Source organism: Mesorhizobium sp. C120A (genome assembly GCF_030323105.1).
In the GTDB taxonomy this organism is placed as follows: Bacteria; Pseudomonadota; Alphaproteobacteria; order Rhizobiales; family Rhizobiaceae; genus Mesorhizobium.
Genome location: NZ_CP100476.1, coordinates 3,167,280 through 3,191,216 on the forward strand (window position 1 = coordinate 3,167,280; position 23,937 = coordinate 3,191,216).

Annotated in this window: 23 protein-coding genes; 15 read left to right on the forward strand and 8 right to left on the reverse strand. The window is 63.9% G+C overall.

The window, feature by feature from the left end:
* Window positions 1-149 precede the first annotated feature (149 nt).
* Genes hemP through NL532_RS15305 form a run of 5 tightly spaced genes read left to right on the forward strand, consistent with a single transcriptional unit; the run spans window position 150 to window position 4,254 of the window.
* Window positions 150-356, forward strand: coding sequence for a hemin uptake protein HemP (gene hemP / locus NL532_RS15285; RefSeq protein WP_023673860.1), 207 nt, complete (start codon window positions 150-152; stop codon window positions 354-356).
* Window positions 357-392: 36 nt separating this feature from the next.
* Window positions 393-1,451, forward strand: coding sequence for a hemin-degrading factor (locus NL532_RS15290; RefSeq protein WP_023829375.1), 1,059 nt, complete (start codon window positions 393-395; stop codon window positions 1,449-1,451).
* A 10-nt stretch (window positions 1,452-1,461) separates the two neighbouring features.
* Complete coding sequence (locus NL532_RS15295; protein ID WP_031203268.1) at window positions 1,462-2,343, forward strand: heme/hemin ABC transporter substrate-binding protein; 882 nt, start codon at window positions 1,462-1,464, stop codon at window positions 2,341-2,343.
* Between the two features lie 4 nt (window positions 2,344-2,347).
* Window positions 2,348-3,442, forward strand: a complete 1,095-nt coding sequence (locus tag NL532_RS15300) for a FecCD family ABC transporter permease (protein ID WP_023829373.1) — start codon at window positions 2,348-2,350, stop codon at window positions 3,440-3,442.
* A 23-nt stretch (window positions 3,443-3,465) separates the two neighbouring features.
* A complete protein-coding gene (locus NL532_RS15305) occupies window positions 3,466-4,254 on the forward strand; it encodes a heme ABC transporter ATP-binding protein (RefSeq protein WP_023829372.1) in 789 nt (262 codons plus the stop codon).
* A gap of 109 nt (window positions 4,255-4,363) precedes the next feature.
* Here the strand turns inward: NL532_RS15305 and rirA are convergent, their stop codons facing one another.
* The gene (gene rirA / locus NL532_RS15310) at window positions 4,364-4,825 is read right to left on the reverse strand and encodes an iron-responsive transcriptional regulator RirA (RefSeq protein WP_023672640.1); all 462 of its coding nucleotides are present in this window, start codon (window positions 4,823-4,825) and stop codon (window positions 4,364-4,366) included.
* A gap of 295 nt (window positions 4,826-5,120) precedes the next feature.
* Here rirA and NL532_RS15315 point away from each other — a divergent pair, with 295 nt between their 5' ends.
* The 3 genes from NL532_RS15315 (at window position 5,121) to NL532_RS15325 (ending at window position 7,604) form a co-directional block, all read left to right on the forward strand.
* Window positions 5,121-6,416 carry a DUF445 domain-containing protein gene (locus NL532_RS15315; protein ID WP_023829371.1) on the forward strand — a complete coding sequence of 432 codons (1,296 nt, stop codon included), beginning with the start codon at window positions 5,121-5,123 and terminating at the stop codon, window positions 6,414-6,416.
* Between the two features lie 108 nt (window positions 6,417-6,524).
* Window positions 6,525-6,947 (forward strand): phasin family protein, encoded by a 423-nt coding sequence (locus tag NL532_RS15320; RefSeq protein ID WP_023672638.1) that lies wholly within the window; start codon window positions 6,525-6,527, stop codon window positions 6,945-6,947.
* 159 nt (window positions 6,948-7,106) lie between these two features.
* Window positions 7,107-7,604: a MaoC family dehydratase gene (locus NL532_RS15325; RefSeq protein WP_023681725.1), complete on the forward strand. Its 498-nt coding sequence runs from the start codon at window positions 7,107-7,109 to the stop codon at window positions 7,602-7,604.
* Here the strand turns inward: NL532_RS15325 and NL532_RS15330 are convergent.
* On the reverse strand, window positions 7,567-9,090 hold the full coding sequence (locus NL532_RS15330; RefSeq protein ID WP_023829370.1) for an MFS transporter: 1,524 nt from the start codon (window positions 9,088-9,090) through the stop codon (window positions 7,567-7,569). The two genes, NL532_RS15325 and NL532_RS15330, sit on opposite strands and share 38 nt — an antisense overlap.
* Window positions 9,091-9,211: 121 nt before the next feature.
* Here NL532_RS15330 and NL532_RS15335 point away from each other — a divergent pair, with 121 nt between their 5' ends.
* Entirely contained in the window at window positions 9,212-10,105 is an 894-nt protein-coding gene (locus NL532_RS15335) for a LysR family transcriptional regulator (RefSeq protein WP_286488139.1), read from the forward strand.
* Window positions 10,106-10,109: 4 nt separating this feature from the next.
* Here the strand turns inward: NL532_RS15335 and NL532_RS15340 are convergent, their stop codons facing one another.
* Window positions 10,110-11,528 carry an aminotransferase-like domain-containing protein gene (locus tag NL532_RS15340; protein WP_023688169.1) on the reverse strand — a complete coding sequence of 473 codons (1,419 nt, stop codon included), beginning with the start codon at window positions 11,526-11,528 and terminating at the stop codon, window positions 10,110-10,112.
* A 106-nt stretch (window positions 11,529-11,634) separates the two neighbouring features.
* Here NL532_RS15340 and NL532_RS15345 point away from each other — a divergent pair, with 106 nt between their 5' ends.
* Complete coding sequence (locus NL532_RS15345; protein ID WP_023829889.1) at window positions 11,635-12,498, forward strand: DMT family transporter; 864 nt, start codon at window positions 11,635-11,637, stop codon at window positions 12,496-12,498.
* A gap of 28 nt (window positions 12,499-12,526) precedes the next feature.
* Here NL532_RS15345 and NL532_RS15350 read toward each other — a convergent pair whose 3' ends face one another.
* From NL532_RS15350 to NL532_RS15360, 3 genes are read right to left on the reverse strand one after another with little or no spacing between them, the layout of a single operon-like run.
* Window positions 12,527-13,567 (reverse strand): zinc-dependent alcohol dehydrogenase family protein, encoded by a 1,041-nt coding sequence (locus NL532_RS15350; protein WP_023688171.1) that lies wholly within the window; start codon window positions 13,565-13,567, stop codon window positions 12,527-12,529.
* A 36-nt stretch (window positions 13,568-13,603) separates the two neighbouring features.
* Window positions 13,604-14,254 carry a maleylacetoacetate isomerase gene (gene maiA, locus NL532_RS15355; protein ID WP_023688172.1) on the reverse strand — a complete coding sequence of 217 codons (651 nt, stop codon included), beginning with the start codon at window positions 14,252-14,254 and terminating at the stop codon, window positions 13,604-13,606.
* 4 nt (window positions 14,255-14,258) lie between these two features.
* Entirely contained in the window at window positions 14,259-14,966 is a 708-nt protein-coding gene (locus NL532_RS15360; protein WP_023829890.1) for a fumarylacetoacetate hydrolase family protein, read from the reverse strand.
* A gap of 178 nt (window positions 14,967-15,144) precedes the next feature.
* Here NL532_RS15360 and NL532_RS15365 point away from each other — a divergent pair, with 178 nt between their 5' ends.
* On the forward strand, window positions 15,145-15,828 hold the full coding sequence (locus tag NL532_RS15365) for a response regulator (RefSeq protein WP_023672627.1): 684 nt from the start codon (window positions 15,145-15,147) through the stop codon (window positions 15,826-15,828).
* A 123-nt stretch (window positions 15,829-15,951) separates the two neighbouring features.
* Here NL532_RS15365 and NL532_RS15370 read toward each other — a convergent pair whose 3' ends face one another.
* Both NL532_RS15370 and NL532_RS15375 read right to left on the reverse strand, forming a co-directional pair.
* A complete protein-coding gene (locus tag NL532_RS15370; RefSeq protein WP_023805427.1) occupies window positions 15,952-17,295 on the reverse strand; it encodes a hybrid sensor histidine kinase/response regulator in 1,344 nt (447 codons plus the stop codon).
* 3 nt (window positions 17,296-17,298) lie between these two features.
* Window positions 17,299-18,483 (reverse strand): FIST N-terminal domain-containing protein, encoded by a 1,185-nt coding sequence (locus NL532_RS15375; protein ID WP_348524292.1) that lies wholly within the window; start codon window positions 18,481-18,483, stop codon window positions 17,299-17,301.
* Window positions 18,484-18,731: 248 nt separating this feature from the next.
* On the opposite strand from NL532_RS15375, the gene NL532_RS15380 reads away from it, so the two are divergent.
* The 4 genes from NL532_RS15380 to NL532_RS15395 all read left to right on the forward strand — a co-directional run bounded on the left by NL532_RS15380 (window position 18,732) and on the right by NL532_RS15395 (window position 23,920).
* On the forward strand, window positions 18,732-19,232 hold the full coding sequence (locus tag NL532_RS15380) for a (2Fe-2S)-binding protein (protein WP_023672624.1): 501 nt from the start codon (window positions 18,732-18,734) through the stop codon (window positions 19,230-19,232).
* A gap of 122 nt (window positions 19,233-19,354) precedes the next feature.
* The gene (locus NL532_RS15385) at window positions 19,355-21,700 is read left to right on the forward strand and encodes a xanthine dehydrogenase family protein molybdopterin-binding subunit (RefSeq protein ID WP_023829891.1); all 2,346 of its coding nucleotides are present in this window, start codon (window positions 19,355-19,357) and stop codon (window positions 21,698-21,700) included.
* Between the two features lie 112 nt (window positions 21,701-21,812).
* Entirely contained in the window at window positions 21,813-22,610 is a 798-nt protein-coding gene (locus NL532_RS15390) for an FAD binding domain-containing protein (RefSeq protein ID WP_023672622.1), read from the forward strand.
* Window positions 22,611-22,897: 287 nt separating this feature from the next.
* Window positions 22,898-23,920, forward strand: coding sequence for an acyltransferase family protein (locus tag NL532_RS15395; protein ID WP_023829892.1), 1,023 nt, complete (start codon window positions 22,898-22,900; stop codon window positions 23,918-23,920).
* Window positions 23,921-23,937: the final 17 nt, after the last annotated feature.

Here is a 23,937-nt window from a genome sequence, read left to right on the forward strand (position 1 = left end):
CATTTTTCATTCTGTCCGGCGTCTTAAATGTTGACTCATTTGGTCCGGTATTGCACTGACTAATAAACATGATTATTCGTGTCAAGAAATGAATCGGCATTTTTGCAACGCCTAGCCAGTTGCCCGGCACAGGAAAGGGATCGAAAGAGATGAACACCCACAATCCCAACGACTTTCGTTACCGCGTCCGCCGTTCCGAGGAGACGCCGACCCGCTTCGACCGGGTGCCGCTGGCGGTGCGGACGCTGTCCTCCAACACGCTGTTCCAGGGCGAGCACGAGATCGGCATCGAGCACCATGGCGCGCTCTATCGGCTGAAGATCACCCGCCAGGGCAAGCTCATCCTCAACAAGTGACGAAACGACCAAACACGGCAGACAGGTAAGCAGGACATGGACCAGCGCGCAAAACCCGCCCCGCATGAAATCCGGCGGGCGCGGGCAGACAATCCGAAAGCGCGCGAGCGCGATCTTGCCGCCGAGCTCGGTATTTCCGAGGCCGAGCTGGTGGCCGCGCATTGCGGCGACGGCGTCGTGCGCGTCGAGCCCTGGGTCAACGATCTTCTGACCGGCCTCGACGCCGTCGGCGAAGTGATGGCGCTGACCCGCAACGAAAGCGCGGTGCACGAGAAGATCGGCGTCTACGACAAGGTTGTCACAGGCACGCACAACGCCATGGTGCTGGGCGAAAACATCGACCTGCGCATTTTTCCCAAAGTCTGGGCGCATGGCTTTGCCGTGGAAAAGCGCGACGGCGGCGACATCCGCCGCAGCCTGCAATTCTTCGACGCGGCCGGCGATGCGGTGCACAAGGTGCATCTGCGGCCGGCTTCCAATCTCTATGCCTACCAGAAGCTCGTGGCCGCACTCGAATCGCCGAACCAGGAGGCGACCGTGTCTATCGCAGGCCTGGCCGACGACGACGCGGAGACGTCGGGCATTGCCGCAGACATCGATGATCTGCGCGACCGCTGGAGCCGGCTGACCGACGTGCATCAGTTCTTTGGCATGTTGAAAACGCTGAAGCTCACCCGCCGCCAGGCCGTGCGCATGGTCGGCCAGGACTATGCCTGGCTGCTCGACAATGACGCCATCGGCGCCATGTTCCACCATGCCGCCGCCGACGGCATGCCGATCATGTGTTTTGTCGGAAACCGAGGCTGCATCCAGATCCATTCCGGTCCCGTCAAGTCGATCAGGCCGATGGGGCCGTGGATCAACGTGATGGACGAGACGTTCCACCTGCATCTGCGCACCGACCACATCCAGGAGGTGTGGGCGGTGCGCAAACCGACCAAGGACGGTCATGTCACCTCGCTCGAAGCCTATGGCGCCGACGGCAAGATGATCATCCAGTTCTTCGGCGAGCGCCATGAAGGCGAGGGCGAGCGCGACGACTGGCGGTTTCTCGCCGAAAATCTGCCGCGCATTCCAAGCCCGACCGCAGCCTGAGGAAACGACGATGATTTCACTGTTCAGGATGCTTGCCGCGGCCATGGGCCTGTCGCTGTTTATTGCCGCCCCAGTGCCGGCCAGCGAGAACGTGGCCGTGTTTGCCGACACGTCGCGGATCGTGGCGATCGGCGGTTCGATCACCGAGATCGTCTACGCGCTTGGCGAGGAAGGTCATCTCGTCGCCCGCGATTCGACCAGCCGCTACCCCGCCGCCGCGGTCGCGCTGCCCGACGTCGGCTATATGCGCCAGCTGTCGCCGGAAGGCGTGTTGTCGGTCAATCCTTCGGGCATTCTGGCGCTGCATGGCAGTGGGCCGAAGGAAGCGGTCGATGTGCTGAAAAAGTCGAGCGTTCCGTTCATCGACGTGCCCGAGCATTACAGCCATGACGGCATCCTGGAAAAGATCCGCATCGTCGGCAAGGCGCTCGGCGTCGACGCCAAGGCCGAGACGCTGGTGGCTGAGACCGATGCCAAGCTGAAGGCGGCCGAGAAGCAGACGGCGTCGATCAAGCAGCGCAAGCGCATCCTGTTCGTGCTGTCGATCCAGGGCGGCAAGATCCTGGCCGCCGGCACCGACACCGCCGGTGACGGCATCATCAAGCTCGCCGGTGCGGTCAACGCCGTCGAAGGTTTTTCCGGCTACAAGCAGATGTCCGACGAGGCCGTCGTAACCGCCAGGCCGGACGTGATCCTGGCCATGAAGAATGCCGGCCCGCCGATTGCGGAGGCCGAGCTTTTCGCCATCCCGTCGATCACCTCGACGCCGGCGGGTGAAGGCCGCAAACTGACCCTGATGGATGGCAGCTATCTCCTCGGCTTCGGGCCGCGCACGGCCGATGCCATCCACGATCTGGCCGCCTCGCTCTATGGCAGCCAGGTCACGGACTGAGCCGATGGTGGATCAGTCGATCGCCGGCGCGGCGGGCAAGGTGGCCGAGGGCGATCGCTCCGGGCGCGCTCGCCTGGTTATTGTGCTCCTGTGTGTGGCGCTTGCCCTTTCGCTGTTCCTGTCGCTGAGGTCGGGCGCTTCCGATGCATCGGCCGTTGGTGTCATTCGTGACTGGCTGACCGGCGCCATGCCGGACGACGCCGCGCTTGGTGCCCGCGACCGGTTGATCGTCTACGATATCCGCATGCCGCGCGTACTGCTCGGTGTGCTCATCGGGGCGGCACTGGCCGTATCGGGTGCGGTCATGCAAGGCCTGTTTCGCAATCCGCTCGCCGATCCCGGCCTGATCGGCGTTTCAGCCGGTTCCAGCCTCGGCGCGGTCGCCGTCATCGTGCTCGGCACGACGTGGCTGGCGCCGCTCACTCTGGCGCTCGGCAGTTTGGCCTTGCCGTTGGCCGCCTTTTGCGGTGGCCTTGCGGTCACGCTGGTGCTCTACCGTGTCGCCACGCGGCAGGGACAGACCTCGGTCGCCACCATGCTGCTTGCCGGCATTGCGCTGGCAGCCCTTGCCATGGCTCTGACCGGCATTCTCATCTTCATGGCCGACGACCGGCAGTTGCGCGACCTGACGTTCTGGCAACTGGGCTCGCTGGGCGGCGCGACCTGGCCGAAGATCGCTTCCGTCGGTCCGATCATCATCCTGGCGCTTGCGGCAATGCCGTTCCTGGCCAAAGGCCTCAACGCCCTGGCGCTCGGCGAGGCGACGGCCGGACATCTCGGCATCCCGGTACAGCGCCTGAAATACACCGCGATCGTCGGCGTCTCGGCAGCGGTCGGCGCCTCTGTCGCAGTCAGCGGAGGCATCGGTTTTGTCGGCATCGTCGTGCCGCATCTGCTGCGGCTGCTGATCGGTCCGGACAATCGCTATCTCTTGCCGGCATCGGCGCTGCTCGGCGCCTCGATGCTGCTGATCGCCGATGCCGTTGCCCGCGTGGTCGTGGCCCCGGCCGAACTGCCGATCGGCATCGTCACCGCGATCGCCGGCGCACCGTTCTTCCTCTGGATCCTGCTGCGCAAGCGCGGCGTAATCGACTTGTGAGATTTGAAACCTATGAGGCCGGCATGATCGAAGCACGCGATGTCTCGGTAGCGATCGGCGGCAAGCGCATTGTTGCCAATGTCGATTTCGTCGCGCGGCCGGGCGAAATTGCGGCAGTCGTCGGACCCAACGGCTCGGGCAAGACGACGTTTTTGAAGGCGTTGTCGGGCGATCTGGCGTTTGCGGGGACAGTGGCCGTCAACGGGCGCGACCTCTCCGCGATGAAGCCGGTGGAGGCCGCGACTGTGCGTGCCGTGCTGCCGCAGGCCGCGACGCTGTCCTTTCCCTTCACCGTGCACGAAGTGGTCAGGCTCGGCCTTATCGGCGGCCGTTCCGGCGTTCTGCCGGGCGAAGATGATCGTCTGCCCGAGCGGGCGCTGGTGCGGGTCGACCTCGACGGCTTTGCCGGCCGATTCTATCAGGAGCTTTCGGGCGGCGAACAACAGCGTGTGCAACTGGCGCGCGTGCTGTGCCAGGTCTGGGCGCCGGTGCTCGACGGCAAGCCGCGCTATCTCTATCTCGACGAGCCGGTCTCCAGCCTCGATATCAAGCACCAGCTGATCATCATGAACATCGCCCGCGATTTCGCCCGGCGCGGCGGCGGTGTGATCGCCATCCTGCACGACCTCAATCTGACGGCCATGTATGCCGACCGGATTTTCGTGATGCATCGCGGCCGGCTCGCCGCCGACGGTTCACCGCAGGAGGTGCTGAGCGACGATCTGATCGAAAAGGTGTTCGATTGTCGGCTAAGGGTCGGTGTGTTGCCGGCGGCGAGCATGCCGTTCGTCTTGCCGCAGTCAGCCGCCTAAAAGCGCGTCGCGTTTGAACGGACTCAGGCGACGCGCTTTAGGTCTTTGTTTTTATGCATGTCGTTGTCTCAAAACCGGGGCCACTTTTGAGCGACATGCACTAGAAAACTCAGGCGGCCGGAGCTCGCTGGACCAGCATGTCGATGCCGAGCAAATGACGCACATTCGGGCGCGCCGCCACCATATCGGCGATGGTGTAGCGGGAGAGTACGGCAAAGAAGGCGTTGAGCGCCTCGCGCAGCGCCGAATTCAGCTGGCAGCTGTCGACCAGCGGGCATTCGGCGGCGTCGTTTTCGAAGCACTCGGCCATGGCGAAGCTCTCTTCGGTCACCCGTACGACGTCGAACAGGCTGATCTGCTCGGCGGGGCGGCCGATCCTCACGCCGCCATTCCTGCCGCGCACCGTCTCGACCAGGCCATGCTCGACCAGCGGCTGCAGGATCTTGAACAGGAAAAGCTCCGACACCGAATAGGCGGCCGCAATCTCGGGGATGCGGCTCAGGCGATCGTTGTTGGCGGCGCAATACATCAGGATGCGCATGGCGTAGTTGGTCTGGCGCGTCAGCCGCATTTAATTCCTCACCCGAGTGCTGGCGCGCTGGAACTGCACCAGATTTTAGATTGTGCTGGTGCGGCTTTCTCACCCGGAGTTTCGGATTCGCCCACACTGGCCCGATCGGAATATGGCCTATACCTTGGAACAATTCCAGACTGGGATTGCATGATAGATGAACATTCTTGTCAACTTTGCGTGCGAAACCGGCAATTCCCGGACGAAATCGGCCCATCCGATCATGCTACGGGCCCAAACACCCCCTAAATAGCCCATGCCAGATAGCCAAGAGATCGATGAGGAGCGGCGTATCATGTCCCAATCGGCTTCGTCCCTGGCGCCTGGCGGTTTTGATGCCGAGACGGGCGCCAAGCTTTTCGCGTTGCGGCGGACAAAGTTCCTCGCCACGGCTGCGCTGGTGCTTTGCGTCGTGGTTTTTGCCGTGGCCAAATCGTTCGAGGCCAAGTATCCGTGGCTGGGCTTCGTGGCGGCCTTCGCCGAGGCGGCGACCATTGGCGGCCTGGCCGACTGGTACGCGGTGGTGGCGCTGTTCAAGCGGCCGCTGGGCCTGCCGATCCCGCACACCGCCATCATCCCAGCGAACCAGAACCGCATCGCCGATAATCTGGGCCGCTTCATCGAGGTCAATTTTCTGGCGCCGGAGCCGGTGCGGGAAAAGCTGGCCGAGGTCGATTTTGCAGCACTCGTCGCCGACTGGCTGACTGACGCCGAACGCTCTGCCGGCCTGTCACGCTTCGTCGTACGGCTGGTCCCGCAGACGCTTGCGGCGATCGAGCAATCCGGCCTGCGCGGCTTCGTCACCAGCCGCATGCTGGAGCAGATCGACAAGGTGCCGCTGGCGCCGCTCGCGGCCGAATTGCTGTCGGCACTGACCGACGACCGCCGCCACCAGAAACTCTTCGACGAATTCACCAGGGTGATCGGCCGGTTCCTGAACGATGAAGAGGCGCTGGCGACCATGCGCGAGAAAATCCGCGAGGAATTGCCGTCGCTGTTCAACCTGTTCAGAGCCGACGCCTATCTGCTGAAAAAGATCGTCGCTTCCGCCGGTTCGCTGCTTGACGAGGTGCGGGCCGACCCCGACCATCCGATGCGCGCCGAATTCGACCGTTTCGCGCACAGCTTCATCGAGCGGCTCAGAACCTCGAAGCAATACGCCAAACGGGCCGAGAAGCTGAAGCGCGATTTCCTGGCGCGGCCGGAAGTGAAGTCGCTCGCCGGCGACATGTGGCAGAGCCTCAGCGTGTTCATCGAACAGGACGCCAAGGCGGAGAATTCGATTGTTCGCGCGCATCTCGCCAACATGTTCGTCGAGGTCGGCCGCCATCTCTCAGGCGATCCGCAGATCAGGGCCGACATGAACCGGGGCTTTGTCGTGGCGCTGTCGTCGTTCGTGGAGAGCCAGAAGAGCGGTGTGTCGACATTCATCGCCGACCAGGTCAAGCGCTGGGACCTCGCCCAGCTGACGAGGCTGATCGAGATGAACATCGGCAAGGACCTGCAATATATCCGCTTCAATGGCATGATTATTGGCGGCCTGACCGGTCTCGTGCTCTACACGGCTGAGAGGCTGTTTCTCGCTGGCTGATGCTGCATTTGCCGCTGAATTGCTTGGGCGTGCGAATGGACACACGGCGCGCGAGTGCTATTGTCCAGAACAGGGTTCAGCATTTGCGACAACTGGGGAGCACGAGCAATGGCCAAACAACCCGACTCCGATTCGTTCCTGGACATGTTCAGCCGGTTCGGCCGTGACCTGAAGGTGCCGAATGTCGAGGCGATCCTCGCGCATCACCGCAAGAACCTCGAGGCGCTGGAAAGATCCGCGCGGGCGGGAGCTGCCGGCGCGACCTCATTGTTGTCCAGACAGCGCGAGATGCTGCAGGACACGCTGCGTGAAGTCAGCGACATGGCGCAGAGCTACAAGGCGCCGGGCAATCCCCAGGAACTGATGACAAAACAGGCGGAGTTCGCCAGGAAATCCTTCGAAGCCGCCCTGAAAAATGCCGGCGAAGTGGCCGAGCTGGTCAAGAAATCCGGCACCGAATCGATCGAAATCCTGCGCAGCCGCATCAAGGAAGCGATGGAGGAAATCCGCTCGGGCTATGACAAGAAGTGACTCTCAACGCAACCATGAGAGGAGTGGCCGGTTGCGGCGCATGAGCATGGACGAGGGACGCTGTTTGGCGGAAAATGGCGGAACGGAATCGCAACGGGCGAATTGACAGGAGCCGTCCGTTCGTGGTCCGAGGCACTGGGAGCCACCGGGAAAGCAGGAATGACGGAACTACGGCCGAAAACGCCGCCGACCTTCGAGCAGTTAAGGGCGATGGCCGGGCAGGAGCTCGGCGTGTCGGAATGGACGACCGTCGACCAGAACCGCATCAACCAGTTTGCCGAATGCACAGGCGACCATCAGTGGATCCACGTCGATCCGGAGCGGGCGAAGCGGCAGAGCCCATTTCGCACCACGATCGCGCATGGCTATCTGACGCTGTCGATCATCGGCGCGCTGGCGCTGGGCATGGGCATCGTCCCCGAAAACACGCAAGCCGCCTTCAATTACGGCTTCGACAAGGTGCGGTTCTTGGCGCCTGTCAGGGTCGGCGCACGCATCCGGCTGCGCACGACGCTGTTGTCGGTGGAGGACAAGGGGCCGGGCCAGTATCTGATGAAGGCCGCCAACACTGTCGAGATCGAGGGCGAACAGAGGCCGGCTCTGACCGCCGAAACGCTGGTCATGCTTTATGAGCGGCGCAAGCGGGCGGGAGCGTAAGCTCCCCATCTTCGGTCATGATGGCTGTTGCCGCACCGACAGCCTTGCCGCCGGCGCGGGTCGAGAGCAGTGCCAGCAACAGCGCAGCCACCGCCAGGACCGTTGCCGTCTGAAAGGTAACCTGCATCCCGTGGGCGGCTGCCGCTGAGGTCAGCATGTCCTGGCTTTGCCGTTCTCCCGTCGAGGCAGCCGCAAAAATGGCGCCCATAAGCGATGCGCCGGTGATCAGGCCGAGATTGCGCAACAGATTGAGCAGGCCGGACACCACGCCGCGCTCGCCGGCAGCGACACCGCTCATGGCGGCGGCATTGTTGGATGTCTGGAACAGGGCGTACCCGAAGCAGGTGACGGCGATCGGCACGATATAGCTGGCAATGCCGAGTTTTGTTGCGGCGAGCGACAACAATGAGGTTCCGACGGCAAGACTGAACAGTCCGACGACCATCATCCTGTGCGCGCCGAAGCGATCGGTGAGGCGGCCGGCGACGAGCGCCGAGAGCGCGGAGACCAGCGGACCTGTCGACAGGACCACGCCGACCATCGCAGCATTGAGCCCCAGCCCTCGCGACAAATAGAACGGAGCGACCACCAGGGTCGCCATCATCACGGTGGCGACAACGAGGTTCGCGGCGAGGCTGGCGCTGAGCCGGATGTCGTACAACCGGGCAAGCCGGATCAAGGGACTTTTCGCCTTCGTCTGCGCAACGCCGAACAGAACGACGCCGATGCCGGCGGCCACCAGGAGGCCGATGTTGAGGGCGCCGAAATGGCCGCGGCCGAGCGTCATGGCCAATGCATAGGCGGCCAGCGTCAGGCCTAGCAAGACCGTCCCGATCGCGTCGAACCCGCCTTGAACGCCCGCAGCCTTGCCGCGGGCAGGCAGGGCCAGCGAGGCGAGGGCAAAGGTCAGGAGGCCGAGCGGCACATTGACGAGGAAGATCGCCCGCCAGCCGAAGCCGGCGATCAGCAAGCCGCCAAGCGAGGGGCCGAGCGTCGTGCCGATTGCCGACATGGCGCCGAGCAGGCCCATGGCGCTGCCGGTTCTCTCCCTGGTCACGGTCTCCGCGACAAAGGCCAGCGTCAGCGCCATCATCAGCGCGGCACCCAGCCCTTGCACGGCGCGCGCCGCGATCAGCAGCCAGAGCGTCGGCGCGAGGCCGCAGAGCACCGAGGCCAGTGTGAACAGCGCGATGCCCCCGAGCAGCAACGGCCGGCGGCCGACCATGTCAGCCAGGCGCCCGGCGCTGACGATCAGGGCGGTGATGGCGAGCAGATAGGCGAGAACCACCCATTGCACGGACTGGAAGGACGCACCGAACGCCTGCATGAGGGAAGGCAGTCCAACGCTGGCAATGCTGGTTCCAAGCGAGGACAGCAGCGTGGCGAGCGACAGGCTGGCCAATGCCAAGACAGGAGAGTGGGCCAGGCCTGCGGACCGGGTTTTCTGCGGCGCCGATGCGCACTCGTTCTGCTCGGCAGTTGCCATGGCGATTTCCTCCTTGTCAGTCCCGCAACCGAGATCTAGTCGTCGGGGCGGAATGGCGGAAGGCGCAGCATTTGCATCTTATTCGTGCGCCAAACGCCATGGCATGTGCTACAATCCGCCGATGGCATCGCCCGATCTCAATCTGCTGTTCGCGCTCGACGTTTTGCTCGCCGAAGGCAGCGCGGCGCGCGCCGCCAGCCGGCTACGGCTCAGCCCGTCGGCGATGAGCCGCACGCTGGCGCGGCTGCGGGAAGCGACCGGCGATCCGCTGCTGGTCCGCGCCGGCCGCGGCCTGGCCCCGACGCCGCGCGCGGAGGCATTGCGGCAGCAGGCCGGCCGTGTCGTCCACGATGCGGAAACGCTATTGCGTCCCGCCAGGCTGCTCGATCTGGCAAAGCTGAACCAGATCTTCACGCTGCGCACCAATGAAGGGTTCGTCGAGGAGTTCGGGCCGCGTCTTGTCGCTCGCATCCAGGCCGAGGCGCCGGGCGTGCGGCTGCGATTTGCGCCGAAAGCCGACAAGGATGTCGCCTCGTTGCGCGACGCAGCGATCGATCTGGAAATCGGCGTTGCCGGCGAGACCGGACCTGAAGTGCTGATACAGGCGCTGTTCCGTGACCGGTTCGTCGGCGCCGTAGGAGCCGGCCATCCCTTGAGCGAAGGCGCGGTGACGCCTGAACGCTACGCGGCCGGCCGCCACATCAGCGTTTCACGGCGGGGTCGGGAAAGAGGGCCGATCGATCAGACTTTGGCGCTGCTCGGCCTGCAGCGAACCGTGGCGTGCATGGTCTCCGGCTTTTCGGCTGCACTCGCCATGGCGCGCGCTTCGGACCTTATCGCCAGCGTGCCCGAACGGCACACGCAAGGCGCACGCGCCGGCATGGTCAGCTTTCCGCTGCCGGTCGCCACGGTGGAGGTCACCATCTCGATGCTCTGGCATCCACGGCTCGATGCCGATCCGGCGCAACGCTGGCTGCGAGATTGCGTTCGGGAGGTCTGCGCGGCCTCCCGCTGAGCCCTCAGCGCGCCATTGCCCCCTTGAGCACCCTGAAAATCCGCTCGTCCTGGCACTGGGCAACGTTGAAGCGCAGGAAGCGGCTGGCGGTTCCCGACAGGCTGAATGCGTTGCCGGGCGCCAATACGATGTTGTCGGCCAGCGCGCGGCGGGCGATTTCGGCTGCGTCCACGCCATCGGGCAGGCCGCACCACAGGAACAGTCCGGCGGGCTGGTCGATCCAGGGCGCGATGCCGATCGCCTTCAGGCGCGCGCTCGTCTCGCCCATGGCGCGGGAAAGGCGCGCGCGCAGCAGATCCATGTGCTTGCGGTAGCTGCCATCCCTAAGCAGCGTCAGCACCAGTTCGGCCGCCAGCCTGCCCCCGCCGAAGGTGGTGGCGATCTTGAGGTCGGTGAGCTGTTCGATCCAGTCGCGGGGTGCGGCGATAAAGCCGCAGCGCACCGAGGCCGACAGCGTCTTGGAGAAGCTGCCGATATGGACGACGCGGTTGAGGCCGTCGAACGCCGCCAGCCGAGGCGCTGGGCTGTGCTCGAAATCGGCGAAGATATCGTCCTCGATGATGGTCAGGTCCGACTGGTCGGCGAGTTTCAGCAGCCGGTGCGCAGTGACCGGCGACAGGATCGCGCCGGTCGGGTTGTGGATGGCGGAATTGGTGATGTAGAGGCGCGGCCTGTGCTCGGCGAGCGCCTGCGCGAACATCTCGATGTCCGGCCCCGATGGCGTGTAGGGCACGCTGACGACCTTGGCGCGGTGGGCGCGCAGCAGTGCGTGGAAATTGAAATAGCAGGGGTCGTCGACCAGCACGGTATCGCCGGGTTCGATCAGGAAGCGGCACAGAAGATCGATGGCCTGCGTGCCCGATTCGGTCAGCATGATCTGTTCGGGCGAGACCTCGATGCCGTGGCCGGCCATGCGCCGCGCGAGCAATTGCCTGAGCGGCGGCAGGCCGAGCGGCGTGCCGTAATCGGCTAGGTCGACATCGTCGGCGCGCGCCACGGTGCGCAGCGCCCGGCGCAAGGCCGATTGCGGCATCCACGAGGCCGGCATCCAGCCGCAGCCTGGTTTCAGCATCTCGTCGCCGGCTTCCAGCGACTGGCGCGAGACCCACAGCGGATCGATGGCGCGATCGAGCCGGGGTCCAATCTCGGCCAGCGACAGTGGCGCCAGCGATCCGGCGGCATAAAAACCCGAACCCGGCCGGGAGCGAATCGCGCCTTCGGCGGCAAGCCGTTCATAAGCTTCGACGACGGTGGATTTCGACACCTGCATGGCCTTGGCGAAGGCGCGGATCGAGGGCAGCCGCGCGCCCGGCGTCAGGCTGCGCGCCGATATCCGCTGGCGGATGGTCGCCATCACAGTTTCGACCAGAGTGGTCGCGAGAACGGTGGGCGCGCCGTCCGCTTCCAAAGCGAGTTCCTTCATCCGTACTGCTCGACCTGCCATTACAGTTTTGCGGAATTGTACTGCATTGTCTCTGGCTGCACCATAGGCACTTGCCCGATAGAGGTCGAAAGCAATGGAGCCTGGAATGGACAAGACCGCGAGCGGCTGGGTGAACGGATTCGTCGGCGTGCTGATCTTCTCAGGCTCGCTGCCGGCGACGCGCGTCGCCGTGGCGGAGTTCGATCCGACGTTCCTGACCTCGGCCCGCGCCGCGATTGCCGGGCTGCTTGGTCTCGCGATGCTCGTCCTGTTCCAGCAGAAGCGCCCGGCGCGCAGCGATTTTCTGTCGCTGGTGATCGTCGCCCTTGGGGTGGTTGTCGGCTTTCCCTTGCTCACCGCTCTGGCGCTCAAGCACGTCACCTCTGCCCACTCCATCATCTTCGTCGGCCTGCTGCCGCTGGCCACCGCGATCTTCGGCGTGCTGCGCGGTGGCGAGCGTCCGCGCCCGGCCTTCTGGCTGTTTTCCTGCATCGGCAGCGCGCTGGTCGCCGGTTTTGCCCTGATGCAAGGCGTGACGGCCTCACCTGTCGGCGACGGCCTGATGCTGGCCGCCATCATCGTCTGCGGCCTGGGCTATGCCGAGGGGGCGGCATTGTCGCGCAGGCTGGGCGGCTGGCAGGTGATCTGCTGGGCGCTGGCGATCTCGCTGCCGATCATGCTGGTTCTGACGTTCGCGACGCTGCCGTCGTCCTTCGCCGGCGTCGGCTCCGGCGCCTGGATGGGTCTCGCCTATGTCTCGCTGTTCAGCATGCTGATCGGCTTCGTGTTCTGGTACCGCGGCCTCGCCCAAGGCGGCATCGCTGCCGTCGGGCAGTTGCAGCTACTGCAGCCCTTTTTCGGCCTGGCGCTGGCAGCGTCGCTGCTGCACGAGCAGGTCAGTCCGCTGATGATTGTTGTCACGCTCGGCGTGGTGGCCTGCGTGTTCGGGGCGAAGAAATTTGCACGCTAGGAGTTTGGTGGTGGAGGGCGACTCCGCCCTAGAACTTCGTCACCACCCCAATGCCAATCCCCTCGAACCCGCCCATCGCCATCAGCGCCGCAGGCGCCTCATCAAGGCTGATCTTCTTGCCGACCAGCAGTTCGGGCTTGAGCTTGCCGGTGCGGATCATCTCCATCATGGCGGGGTAGCGGTAGGCCTGCATGCCGTGGCTGCCGAGGATTTCGAGCTCGAAGGCGATCACCTTGTCCATCGGCACTTGCGGGCGGGCATGTTCGCCCAGCATCAGGCCGACCTGCACGTGGCGGCCGCGCCGGCGCAGATTGGCAATCGAGTTGAACGATGTCGTGGGGTGGCCGAGCGCGTCCATCGACATATGCGCGCCGCCATTGGTGATCTGCTTGACCGCCTTGACCACGTTCGGCGTGGTCGCGGCGTTGATGGTCGCCACGGCGCCGATCTTTTTGGCGAAGTCCAGTTTCTCGTCGGTGAGGTCAATGGCGATGACATTGGCGCCCATGGAACTGGCGATCATGATCGCCGACAGGCCGACGCCGCCGCAGCCATGCACCGCCACCCATTCCCCCGGCGTCACCCGGCCCTGGTCGACAATGGCGCGAAACGAGGTGACGAAGCGGCAGCCGAGGCTGGCGGCGGTGGCGAACTCCATCTCCTCGGGCAGGCGTACGAGATTGGTGTCGGCATGCTCGATAGCGACATATTCGGCAAACGATCCCCAGGCGGTGAATCCCGGCTGCGTCTGGTGTTCGCAGACCTGATGATTGCCCGAATTGCATTCGAAGCAGCGGCCGCAGCCGACGCAGAACGGCACGGTGACGCGCTCGCCGGCCTTCCAGCGGGTGACCTGCTTGCCGACGGCGACGACGATGCCGGCCAGTTCATGGCCCGGCACATGCGGCAGTGTGATGCCATCGTCATGGCCCATCCAGCCATGCCAGTCGCTGCGGCAGAGCCCGGTCGCCTCGACCTTGATGACGACGCCGTCGGCGGCCGGTTTAGGATCCGGCACGGTCTGGATTCTCGGCGCTTCGCCGAATTTTTCGAAGACGACGGCTTTCATCGGCAACTCTCCGTGCTCTGCTCCGGCATTGTGAGCCTATTCGGCATCTATCTGATTCTCCGGCGCTGCCTTCTGAAAGGCCGGCAGCGCCATGCAGGCGGCGTGGATGCGCGAGATCTCGGGGTAGGGTGTCAGGTCGACTCCGAAGCGGGCGTTGCTGGCGATCTGGGCGACCAGGCAGATGTCGGCGAGGCCCGGTGCGTCGCCATGGCAAAATGTGCCGGTCTCATCCGATGAAGCCAGAATCTTTTCAAGCGGCTGGAACCCTTCGTTCACCCAGTGGCGAAACCAGTGGATGACATCCTGGTCGCCGGCGCCGAACAAAGTGCGCAGCGAGGTCAGCACGCGCAGATTGTTCACCGGGTGGATGTCGCAGGCGATCATCTGCGCCAGCATTCGCACGCGCGCCCGGCCGAGCGCGTCCTTCGGCAACAGCGGCGGTTCGGGATGGGTCTCGTCGAGATATTCGATGATCGCCAGCGACTGCGTCAAAAGCGTGCCGTCGCCCAGGATCAGCGCCGGCACCAGCCCCTGCGGATTGACCGCTAGGTAAGCCGGCTCCAGATGGTCGCCATGACGCAGATGATGCGGCACGTAATCGTAGGTCAGGCCCTTCATCTCGAGCGCAATGCGTGCGCGATAGGAGGTGGAGGAGCGGTAGTAGTTATGGAGGACCAGATCGCTCATCGGATCACGGCTTGCCCATCGAATCTTGGCCGATGGTGATCTCGATGGTGCCGATGCCGTCGACACCGCCGGTCATCGTCTGACCCGGCGCTACCGCGCCGACGCCGGCCGGCGTGCCGGTGAAGATCAGGTCGCCCGGTTGTAGTGCAACCGCACTGCTGCAGATCGAAACGATATCGGGAATCGGCCAGATCAGTTCGGCGAGGTCCCCATCCTGCTTCACCGCGCCGTCGACGGCGAGCCAGATGCGGCCCTTTTGCAGGTGGCCGGATTTGGCGGCTGATACCAACGGGCCGCAGGGCGCCGAGCGGTCGAAGGCCTTCGACCAGTCCCACGGCCGGGCTGCTTTCTTGGCCTCGTCCTGCAGGTCGCGGCGGGTGAGGTCGATACCGACGCCGTAGCCCCAGACATGGTCGAGCGCCTGCGCGCGAGGAATGCGGAAGCCGGCCTTGCCGATCGCAGCGACCAGCTCGATCTCATGGTGCAGGTTTTTGGTCAAAGGCGGGTAGGGGACCGTGGTGCCGGAATCGACCACCGCATCGGCCGGCTTGGTGAAGAAGAAGGGCGGGTCGCGCTCGTCATTGCCGAGTTCGCGGGCATGCGCGGCGTAGTTGCGGCCGACGCAGAAGATGCGGCGCACCGGAAAACGCTCGGCAGAGCCGGCGACGGCCACCGACGGGGTTGCGGGCAGGGGAAGGACGAAGTCTGTCATGCGCGGGTCTCTGCTTCAACTGAGGGCACATTTGACCGATTTGGACCGCCGGGCAAGGCATCAGCGCTGGCAAAAGCGTCGGCTGCGCTCCGTGGACCAAGATGGCGATAGACTATTTGCCAATAAGCTGGCCATACCAGCGGGAGTATCGTGCCCACGGAGAACTGAAACGAACACCATGACCGCAATCAACGATCGCGCCCGGTTTCTGATCATCGACGACCATCCGCTGTTTCGCGAGGCGCTGCACAGCGCCGTGCAGATGGCCTATCCGGAAGTCGACACCGTGGAGGCGCGCTCGATCGCCGAGGCGCTCGATCTCCTGGGTGGGATAAAACCGTTCGATCTGGCGCTGCTCGATCTCAACATGCCTGATGTCCATGGCTTCGATGGACTGCTGCAACTCAGGACCCGCCATCCGCGGCTGCCGGTGGTCGTCGTCTCGGGCTATGAGGAGCCGAAGATCATCTCCGAGGCGTTGTCCTATGGCGCTGCCGGCTTCATCCCGAAATCGGCGCGCAAGAGCGATCTTGCGGCCGCAATCCGCTCGGTGATGGAGGGCGCGATCTATGTGCCGGAGACATATGAGGGACAGCCGCCCGACGCCGACAGCGCCGACCGCGCCGATATGGTGCAGCGGCTGGCCAAACTGACGCCGCAGCAGCTGCGCGTGCTGCAGATGCTGCGCCAGGGCCTGCTGAACAAGCAGATCGCCTACGAGCTGCAGGTCGGCGAGACCACGGTCAAGGCGCATGTCTCGGAGATCCTGCGCAAGCTCAACGTCTACAGCCGCACGCAAGCGGTGATTGAGGTGTCGAAGCTGGACAATGCGGAGCTGTTTCGCGATCAGGCCGGGTTTTGATCTTTACCCTCCCCCTTGTGGGGAGGGTCGATCCGCGAAGCGGAGCGGGGTGGGGGAGCTTGGCGCTGCACCCCGCCCCGGCGCTGCGCGCCGACCCTCCCCATCGAGGGGAGGGTATGGGGCTCAAGCCAGCAGATGCGCCAGCAGCGCCCTTAGCTGCGCCGGCTTTAGCGGCTTCCGCATCAGCTCTATGCCTGCGGCGCGGGCTGCCTTGGCGACGGCCTCCGATCCGTCGGCGGTGACGATCAGCGCCGGCACGGCGCGGCCGAGATAATCGCGGACTTCGGCGATGGTGGCGGTGCCGAGGTCGCCGTCGTCGAGATGCTGGTCGGCAATGACGATGTCGGGCACCCAGTCGGTGTCGCCAAGCAGGCTGATCGCAGCCTCGGTCGAAGTCGCGGCGCGCACCAGGCACTGCCAGCGCTCGAGCAGGAAGGTCATCGCCTGCAACACGTCGGCGTCATTTTCGACCAGCAGGACCTTGGTGCCGAACAGGCCGTAGCCGCGCGGCCGCTCCATCTCGGCAAGGCTGGCGATGGCGTCGGCGCTGGCGCCGATGCCGACCGGCACGTCGATGTGGAAGATGGTGCCGCGCCCAACCCTCGAGGAGAACGTCACGGGATGACCGAGCGCGGCGGCCATGCGCCGCACGATGGCAAGGCCCAGGCCCAGCCCGCCGCCGGAGATCCCGGTATCGGCTGGAATGGCGGAGCCGCGATGGAACTCCTCGAAAACCGCCTCGCGCTGATCCTCGGGAATGCCGCAGCCGGTGTCGGCGACATCGATGCGGATGGTGTCGCCGCGATGCCTGGTGCCGACCAGCACGCCGCCGAAGCGGGTGTAGCGCAGAGCGTTGGACAGGATATTCTGCAGGATGCGGCGCAAGAGCGTGCGGTCCGAACGCACCACGGCGCTGACCGGGCGGAACTTCAGCGCCAGCCCCTTCATCTCGGCCACGGGCAGGAAATCCGACCGCAGCGAGGAAAACAGCGTCTCCAGATTGACATCGCCGATGTCGGGCTGGACCACGCCGGCATCGAGCTTGGAAATGTCGAGCAGCGTGCGCAACAGGTCTTCCATGGTCTCCAGCGAGCGCTCGACCTGGCGGACCAGCTTCTTGCCCTCGTCGCTGGTCTGCACTTCGGCCAGCGCCGAGACGGAGAGGTGGGCGGCGTTCAGCGGCTGCAGCACGTCATGGCTGGCGGCGGCCAGGAACCTGGTCTTGGACAGGTTTGCCAGCTCGGCGTTTTCCTTGGCGGCGCTGAGGTCGATGTTCGACTGTTCCAGCCGGCGCAAGGTCGAGTGCAGTTCCTCGGTGCGCATACGCACGCGGTTTTCAAGTGAAATCGCGGTCTGGAACAGCGAGAAGGCATTGCCTTGCTGGTCCATCGAGCGCTCGACGCGGCTGACCAGAGCGGCGTTGATCTTCTTCAGCCTGTCGACGTCGTCGATGTCCCTGAGCGGCATGGGCTATTCCGCCGCCTGGCGTTCGCCGAAGGCGATGCCGGTGAAGGTTTGGTTCAGATGCATCGAGCGGTACTGTTCGCCATAGGTGCCGAAGCCGATGACATTGTTGACCCGGTAGAGCTCCGAAATGTCGCGGAACACCTGGCGGTTGCGCGCATCGAGCCGGCGCAGCACGCAATCGAAGCCGAGGATCATGTCGATGCCGCCGAGCCGTTGCTCGACGTCGCGCAGTGCGGCGCGCGTGGATTCCACCATGTCCTTGGGCTGGGCGATGGACAGCACGACGCCGTCGTCTATGGCGCAGAAGAATGACAGCGAGCCGTCGGGATGCATCTTCTGGATCGAGCGGCAGTAAAATTCGCCACCCACTTTCACCACCACCGGGTGCGAAGCGAAGCTCATCGGCGTCAGGTTCTGCGCAACGATGCCGACGGAGGCTGCATACTCCTCAGCCGCATTGGTGGCGTTGAATTCGCGCACGGTGCGGTGGTCCGGATCGGATGCCGTCACCACCAGCTTCTCGTCGGTGGGGATGAAATTGTCGGTCTTGAAGACATGGAACGGAATCTCGGTGGCGATCAGCACAATGATGGCGCTGTCGGACGCTACCTTGCCGTTCGAAATCAGCCTGGTGGTTTCGAATTTCAAATCGTCGCCCGCCGAACCGCCGATCAGCGGGATGTCGTCCAGCCCCCAATGGATGGCCGAGGTCACCGCTTCCTCTGCAAAGGACAGGCCGTCGATGAAGCAGAGCGCGAAGGTGCTTTTGGCATGGCAACTGCCGGTGCGTCCGCGCAGCAACCGCCGCAAGGCCTCGACTTCATCAGTGATCCTGTCCATGCCCGACGAGGAGAGATTGTCGACCATGGTGCTGACCGCCGAAAACGACGCGGAGGGAAAGAGCATGGCGAGCACATGACCTTCCTCCAGGCCTTGCGGGGTGATCTCGCCGGCGGTCGAGCAGGCGGCGTAGGCCAGCGTCGGCGCTTGGGTCTTCAGCGCTTGCGAAAGGACGCTCGCATCAAGCAGGCTCTGGGAAAAGAACAGCAGGGCAAAGCCGGCATCGATGGCTGCGGCCTCGGCGGCGACCGCTCGGGCGAATGCATCGGCGTCGGGCTCGTCGGTGGTGAGCGCCGACAGACCGGATGCATAGCTCGTCCGTGAACTGGCCAGAGGCTTCCTCCCGATATCCTCCGACGCTTCCTGCGCGCGCCCGTTTTATGTCTCTCGGCGCGCTGGCGTCGAGGGCATTGTTGCCCCCTATTCGCTCTTTGGCAATGGGGCGGACAGGCCCATGATTTTCGTTTTGTCCATGACCGAAAGTACAATGAGCGCCGTGTGTTTTTTGCGCTTTGTGCAGTGTACCAATAGGGCATGGCCGAGCGCCAAAGCCGCATCGGCAGCATGACTACCAAGGTCATACCCAGGGAGGATGCATGTCGGACGTTTCGTTTGTCGTGAACGGAAAACGGATCAGCGGCGCTGCCGAGGACCGAACGCTTCTGGTTCATTTCCTGCGCGAAAATCTTGGTCTCACCGGAACGCATGTCGGTTGTGACACCTCTCAATGCGGCGCCTGCGTCGTGCATGTCGACGGCAGGGCAGTGAAGTCCTGTTCGATGCTGGCTGTGCAGGCCTCCGGGTCGACCGTGGTGACGATCGAAGGGCTTGCCAATGGCGGCGACCTGCATCCGATGCAGGCCGCGTTCAAGGAACATCATGGGCTGCAATGCGGCTTCTGCACGCCGGGCATGATCATGACCGCGACCGACATGATCGCGCGCCATCCCGAAGGCCTTGACGAGGCGACGGTGCGCGCCGAGCTCGAAGGCAACATCTGCCGCTGCACCGGCTACCACAATATCGTCAAGGCGATCCTTGCCGCATCGCAAACGATGGCGAAGGCGCCGAAGGGCAGGGTGAAACAAGCGGCGTAGAAAGAAGCGAGTAGTGAATAGTGAATAGCGAGTAGTCGGTTTAGCCGAACCGCTCCGAGCACAATTCCCTACTCACTGTTCACTATTCGCTACTCACTATTCGCTATTCCGGAGGAATTCCTATGGGCATTGAAGGCATCGGCGCTCGGGTCGTGCGCAAGGAAGACAAACGGTTCATCACCGGCGCCGGCCGCTATGTCGACGACATGGTGGTTCCCGGCATGAAGCATGCCGCTTTCGTGCGCAGCCCGCACGCGCATGCTCAGATCAAGAAGATCGACGTCAGACGAGCGCAGGCGATGCCCGGCGTCATCGGCGTCTTGACCGGCAAGGAGCTCAAGGCCGACGGCATCGGCAACCTGATCTGCGGCTGGATGATCCATTCCAAGGACGGCTCGCCGATGAAGATGGGCGCGTGGTCGCCGCTGGCCGTCGACAAGGTGCGCTATGTCGGCGACGCGGTCGTCATCGTGGTGGCGGAAACCAAGGGCCAGGCCCGCGACGCGGCCGAAGCGGTCGAGATCACCTACAAGGAATTGAAGGCGGTGGTCGATGCCACCAAGGCGCTGCAAAAAGGTGCGCCGCAGGTCCATGCCGAAGCCGAGGACAATCTTATCTTCGACTGGGAGATCGGCGATGCCAAGGCGACCGATGCGGCGATCCAGGCGGCGGCCCATGTCACCCGCATGAAGATCGTCAACAACCGGCTGGTTCCCAACGCCATGGAGCCGCGCGCGGCCCTTGGCCATTACGACAAGGCCGAGGACCATTTTACCTGCTGGACGACGTCGCAGAACCCGCATGTCGCGCGGCTGGTGATGAGCGCCTTCTACAATGTCGCACCGGAAAACAAACTGCGCGTCATTGCGCCCGATGTCGGCGGCGGCTTCGGCTCGAAGATCTACATCTATCCCGAAGAGATCGTCTGCCTTTGGGCGTCGAAGAAGACCGGCGTCCCGGTCAAATGGGTCGCCGACCGTACCGAAAGCTTTCTCACCGACGCGCATGGCCGCGACCATGTCTCGACGGTCGAAATGGCGTTCGACAAGAACAACAAGATCACCGGCTTCAAGGTAGACACCATCGCCAATCTCGGCGCCTACATGTCGCTGTTCTCGTCTTGCGTGCCGACCTATCTCTACGCGACGCTGCTGTCGGGCCAGTACAACATCCCGACGATCCACGCCAATGTGCGCACCGTCTACACCAACACGGCACCCGTCGACGCCTATCGCGGGGCAGGGCGGCCGGAAGCCACGTATCTGCTCGAACGGACAATGGAGACGGCCGCGCGTGAACTTGGGGTCTCGCCGGCGGAGTTGCGGCGCGCCAATTTCATCACCGAGTTTCCGCATCAGACGCCGGTCATCATGAACTATGACGCCGGCGACTATGGAGCTTCACTCGATGCGGCGACACAGGCGTCCGACTATGCCGGCTTTGCCAAGCGCAAAGCGGCGGCCGGCAGCCAGGGCAGACTGCGCGGCATCGGCATGAGCTGCTATATCGAGGCCTGCGGCATCGCGCCGTCGGCGGCGGTCGGTTCGCTCGGCGCCGGCGTCGGTCTGTGGGAATCCGCCGAAGTGCGGGTCAATGCCGTCGGCACGATCGAGGTGCTGACCGGCTCGCACAGCCACGGCCAGGGCCATGAGACGACCTTCGCGCAACTCGTCAACCAGCGTTTTGGCGTGCCACTGGACTCGGTCTCGATCGTCCATGGAGATACCGACAAGGTGCAGATGGGTATGGGCACCTACGGCTCGCGCTCGGGCGCGGTCGGGATGTCGGCAATTGCCAAGGCGCTCGACAAGGTCGAGGCCAAGGCCAAGAAAATCGCCGCCCATCTGCTCGAGGCCGACGAGGGCGACATCGTCATCGAGAATGGCGAGGTCAAGGTTGCCGGCACCGACAAGAGCCTGCCCTGGTTCCAGGTGGCGCTTGCCGCCTACACCGCTCACAATCTGCCGGCAGGCATGGAGCCGGGACTGAAGGAAACAGCCTTCTACGATCCGGCGAACTTCACTTTCCCGGCGGGCTGCTACATCTGCGAGGTCGAGATCGATCCGGAAACCGGCACGACCGAGATCGTCCAGTTCGTCGCGGCGGACGATTTCGGCAACATCATCAACCCGATGATCGTCGAGGGTCAGGTGCATGGCGGCATCGCCCAGGGCATCGGCCAGGCGCTGCTGGAAGGCGCGCACTATGACGATAGCGGGCAGCTGCTGACGGCGAGCTACATGGACTACACCATGCCGCGCGCGGACGACCTGCCGTCATTCAAGGTGTCGACCTCGAACACGCCGTGTCCGAGCAATCCGCTCGGCATCAAGGGCTGTGGCGAGGCCGGCGCCATCGGCTCGCCGCCAGCGGTCATCAACGCCATCACCGACGCTTTGGGGATTGTGGACATCGCCATGCCGGCCTCGCCGTCGACGGTGTGGGCGGCGATACGGGCGAAGAAATGAGTGAGTAGGGAGTAGTGAGTAGGGAATGGGCATCGCCGGAGATGACAGCGTCCCTATTCCCTATTCCCTACTCCCTACTCACTACTGCCTAACCACTTCAGGGGAGGATCCCATGTACGCAGTCAACTACCACCGCGCCGCCTCGGTCGCCGACGCCGCCAAGCTGGTGAAGAGCGGCGACGCCAGGCTTTTGTCAGGCGGCATGACGCTGATCCCGGCGATGAAGACGCGGCTCGCCGCACCCTCCGACCTGATCGACCTGTCGCGGATCAAGGAACTGCAAGGCGTCAAGGTGTCGGGCAAGACCGTGACCATCGGCGCCGCCACAACCCATTACGACGTCGCCAATGACGAGAAGCTGCGGAAGGCCTGTCCGGCGCTTGCGCACCTTGCGTCGCTGATTGGCGATCCCGCGGTGCGCCACAAGGGCACGATCGGCGGCTCGGTCGCCAACAACGACCCAGCCGCCGATTATCCGGCGGCGCTCTTGGCGCTGGGCGCCACCATCGTCACCAACAAGCGCGAGATTTCAGCCGCGAAATTCTTCACCGGCCTGTTCGAAACGGCGCTGAAAGAAGGCGAGATCATCACCGCGGTGAGTTTTACCGCGCCGGCCAAGGCTGCTTACGAAAAATTCCGCAACCCGGCCTCGCGCTATGCGATTGTCGGCGTGTTCGTGGCCAAGGGCAAGGACGGGGTCAGCGTTGCCGTTACCGGTGCCGGCGATGACGGCGTGTTCCGCTCGAAGGAGATCGAAGCCGCACTGGCGAAAAATTTTGCCGCATCGGCGCTCGACGGCGTGAAAGTGCCGGCGAAGAATTTGATGACCGACCTCCACGCTTCGGCCGAATACCGTGCCAATTTGATCGCCGTGATGGCCAAGCGCGCGGTGGCGGCAGCCAACGCCTGACATCATAAAGCTACTGACAAGGAAAGGGGCCATCGCGGCCCCTTTGTTCGTCTGCGGCGGGCTGTAACTGCCCAGTCCTTGCGGGTTCGCTGCCACGCGCAAATCCGTTGTTTCAGGTAATTCCCGTGCAAGAACAGGCGCATACTTCCCAAGGACTGCCCAGCCCCATTCTCGCACTTGCACAATCTGATATTGCACTGCAATATGTATAGCTTGGCGGAACACGGGGTGGATTCTGCGCGCGGCGGTGTGAGCTGCGCCAAGATCTTGCGTCGTAGAGGATCGGCATGGCCGACATCTCCGCAGCGTCTGTTGCCCTGCCGCGGGCCACAGCCGACAAAGCAGCCAGAGCAAGACTGGCCTATCTCGATGGCTGGCGCGGGCTTTCGATCGCACTGGTGCTGATCGGCCATTTCTTCCCCGTTCGCGGGATCAATCTCGGCGTGCTCGGCGTCGAGTTCTTCTTCGTGCTCTCAGGCCGGCTGATGGGCGAGATACTGTTCATCGAACGCTTTCCGCTGAAAAAATTCTTCAAGCGCCGCTTTTCGCGCATCTATCCCGCGCTGCTGGTGTTCGTGACATCAGCCATGATCGGGCTCTCCGGCACCTTTATCGGCTTCAAATGGAAGGCGGCGCTGACGGCGCTGACATTCACCTACAACTATGCCGGAATTCTCATCACCCGCGCCGGCGCGCTCGACCACATCTGGTCGCTATGCGTGGAAGAGCATGCCTACATCATCCTGGCGCTGATCAGCGTGGTGGTGACCGGGCGGGGTAATGTCGTTCGGCTGCTGGTGACGCTGTCGCTGCTGGCGATGGCCAATGGCGCCATTTCGTACTGGGCACTCGGCATGGATTACGAGCACAGCTATTGGCGCACCGATGTGCATATCGCCTCGATCCTGCTGTCGGCATCGATCTGCCTGCTCAAGCACGATGACCGGCTGCCGGCATTCCTGAAGAGCCCCTATGTCAGCCTCGTGTCGGCGGCGGCGGCTATATTGCTGTTCCTCGATCCGGTGCCGACGCCGATCCATTACCTACTGGCGGTGCCGTTGCTGGCGCTTGCCGTCAATACGCTGGACACCAGCAGCCGGCACCTGACCGGCCTGCTATCGTCCAGGCCGATGGTGATGATCGGGCTGTGGTCATACTCGCTCTATCTCTGGCAACAGCCCTTCTACAAATTCGTCGCCGAGCAGGGCAGTGCGCCGATCCCGATGCTGGCGGCTGTCTTCGCCTGTGCACTATGCAGCTACTATCTGGTCGAGAAGCCCGCGCGGGCCTGGCTGAACCGGAATTGGTGAGGGCTACGGACTCCTAA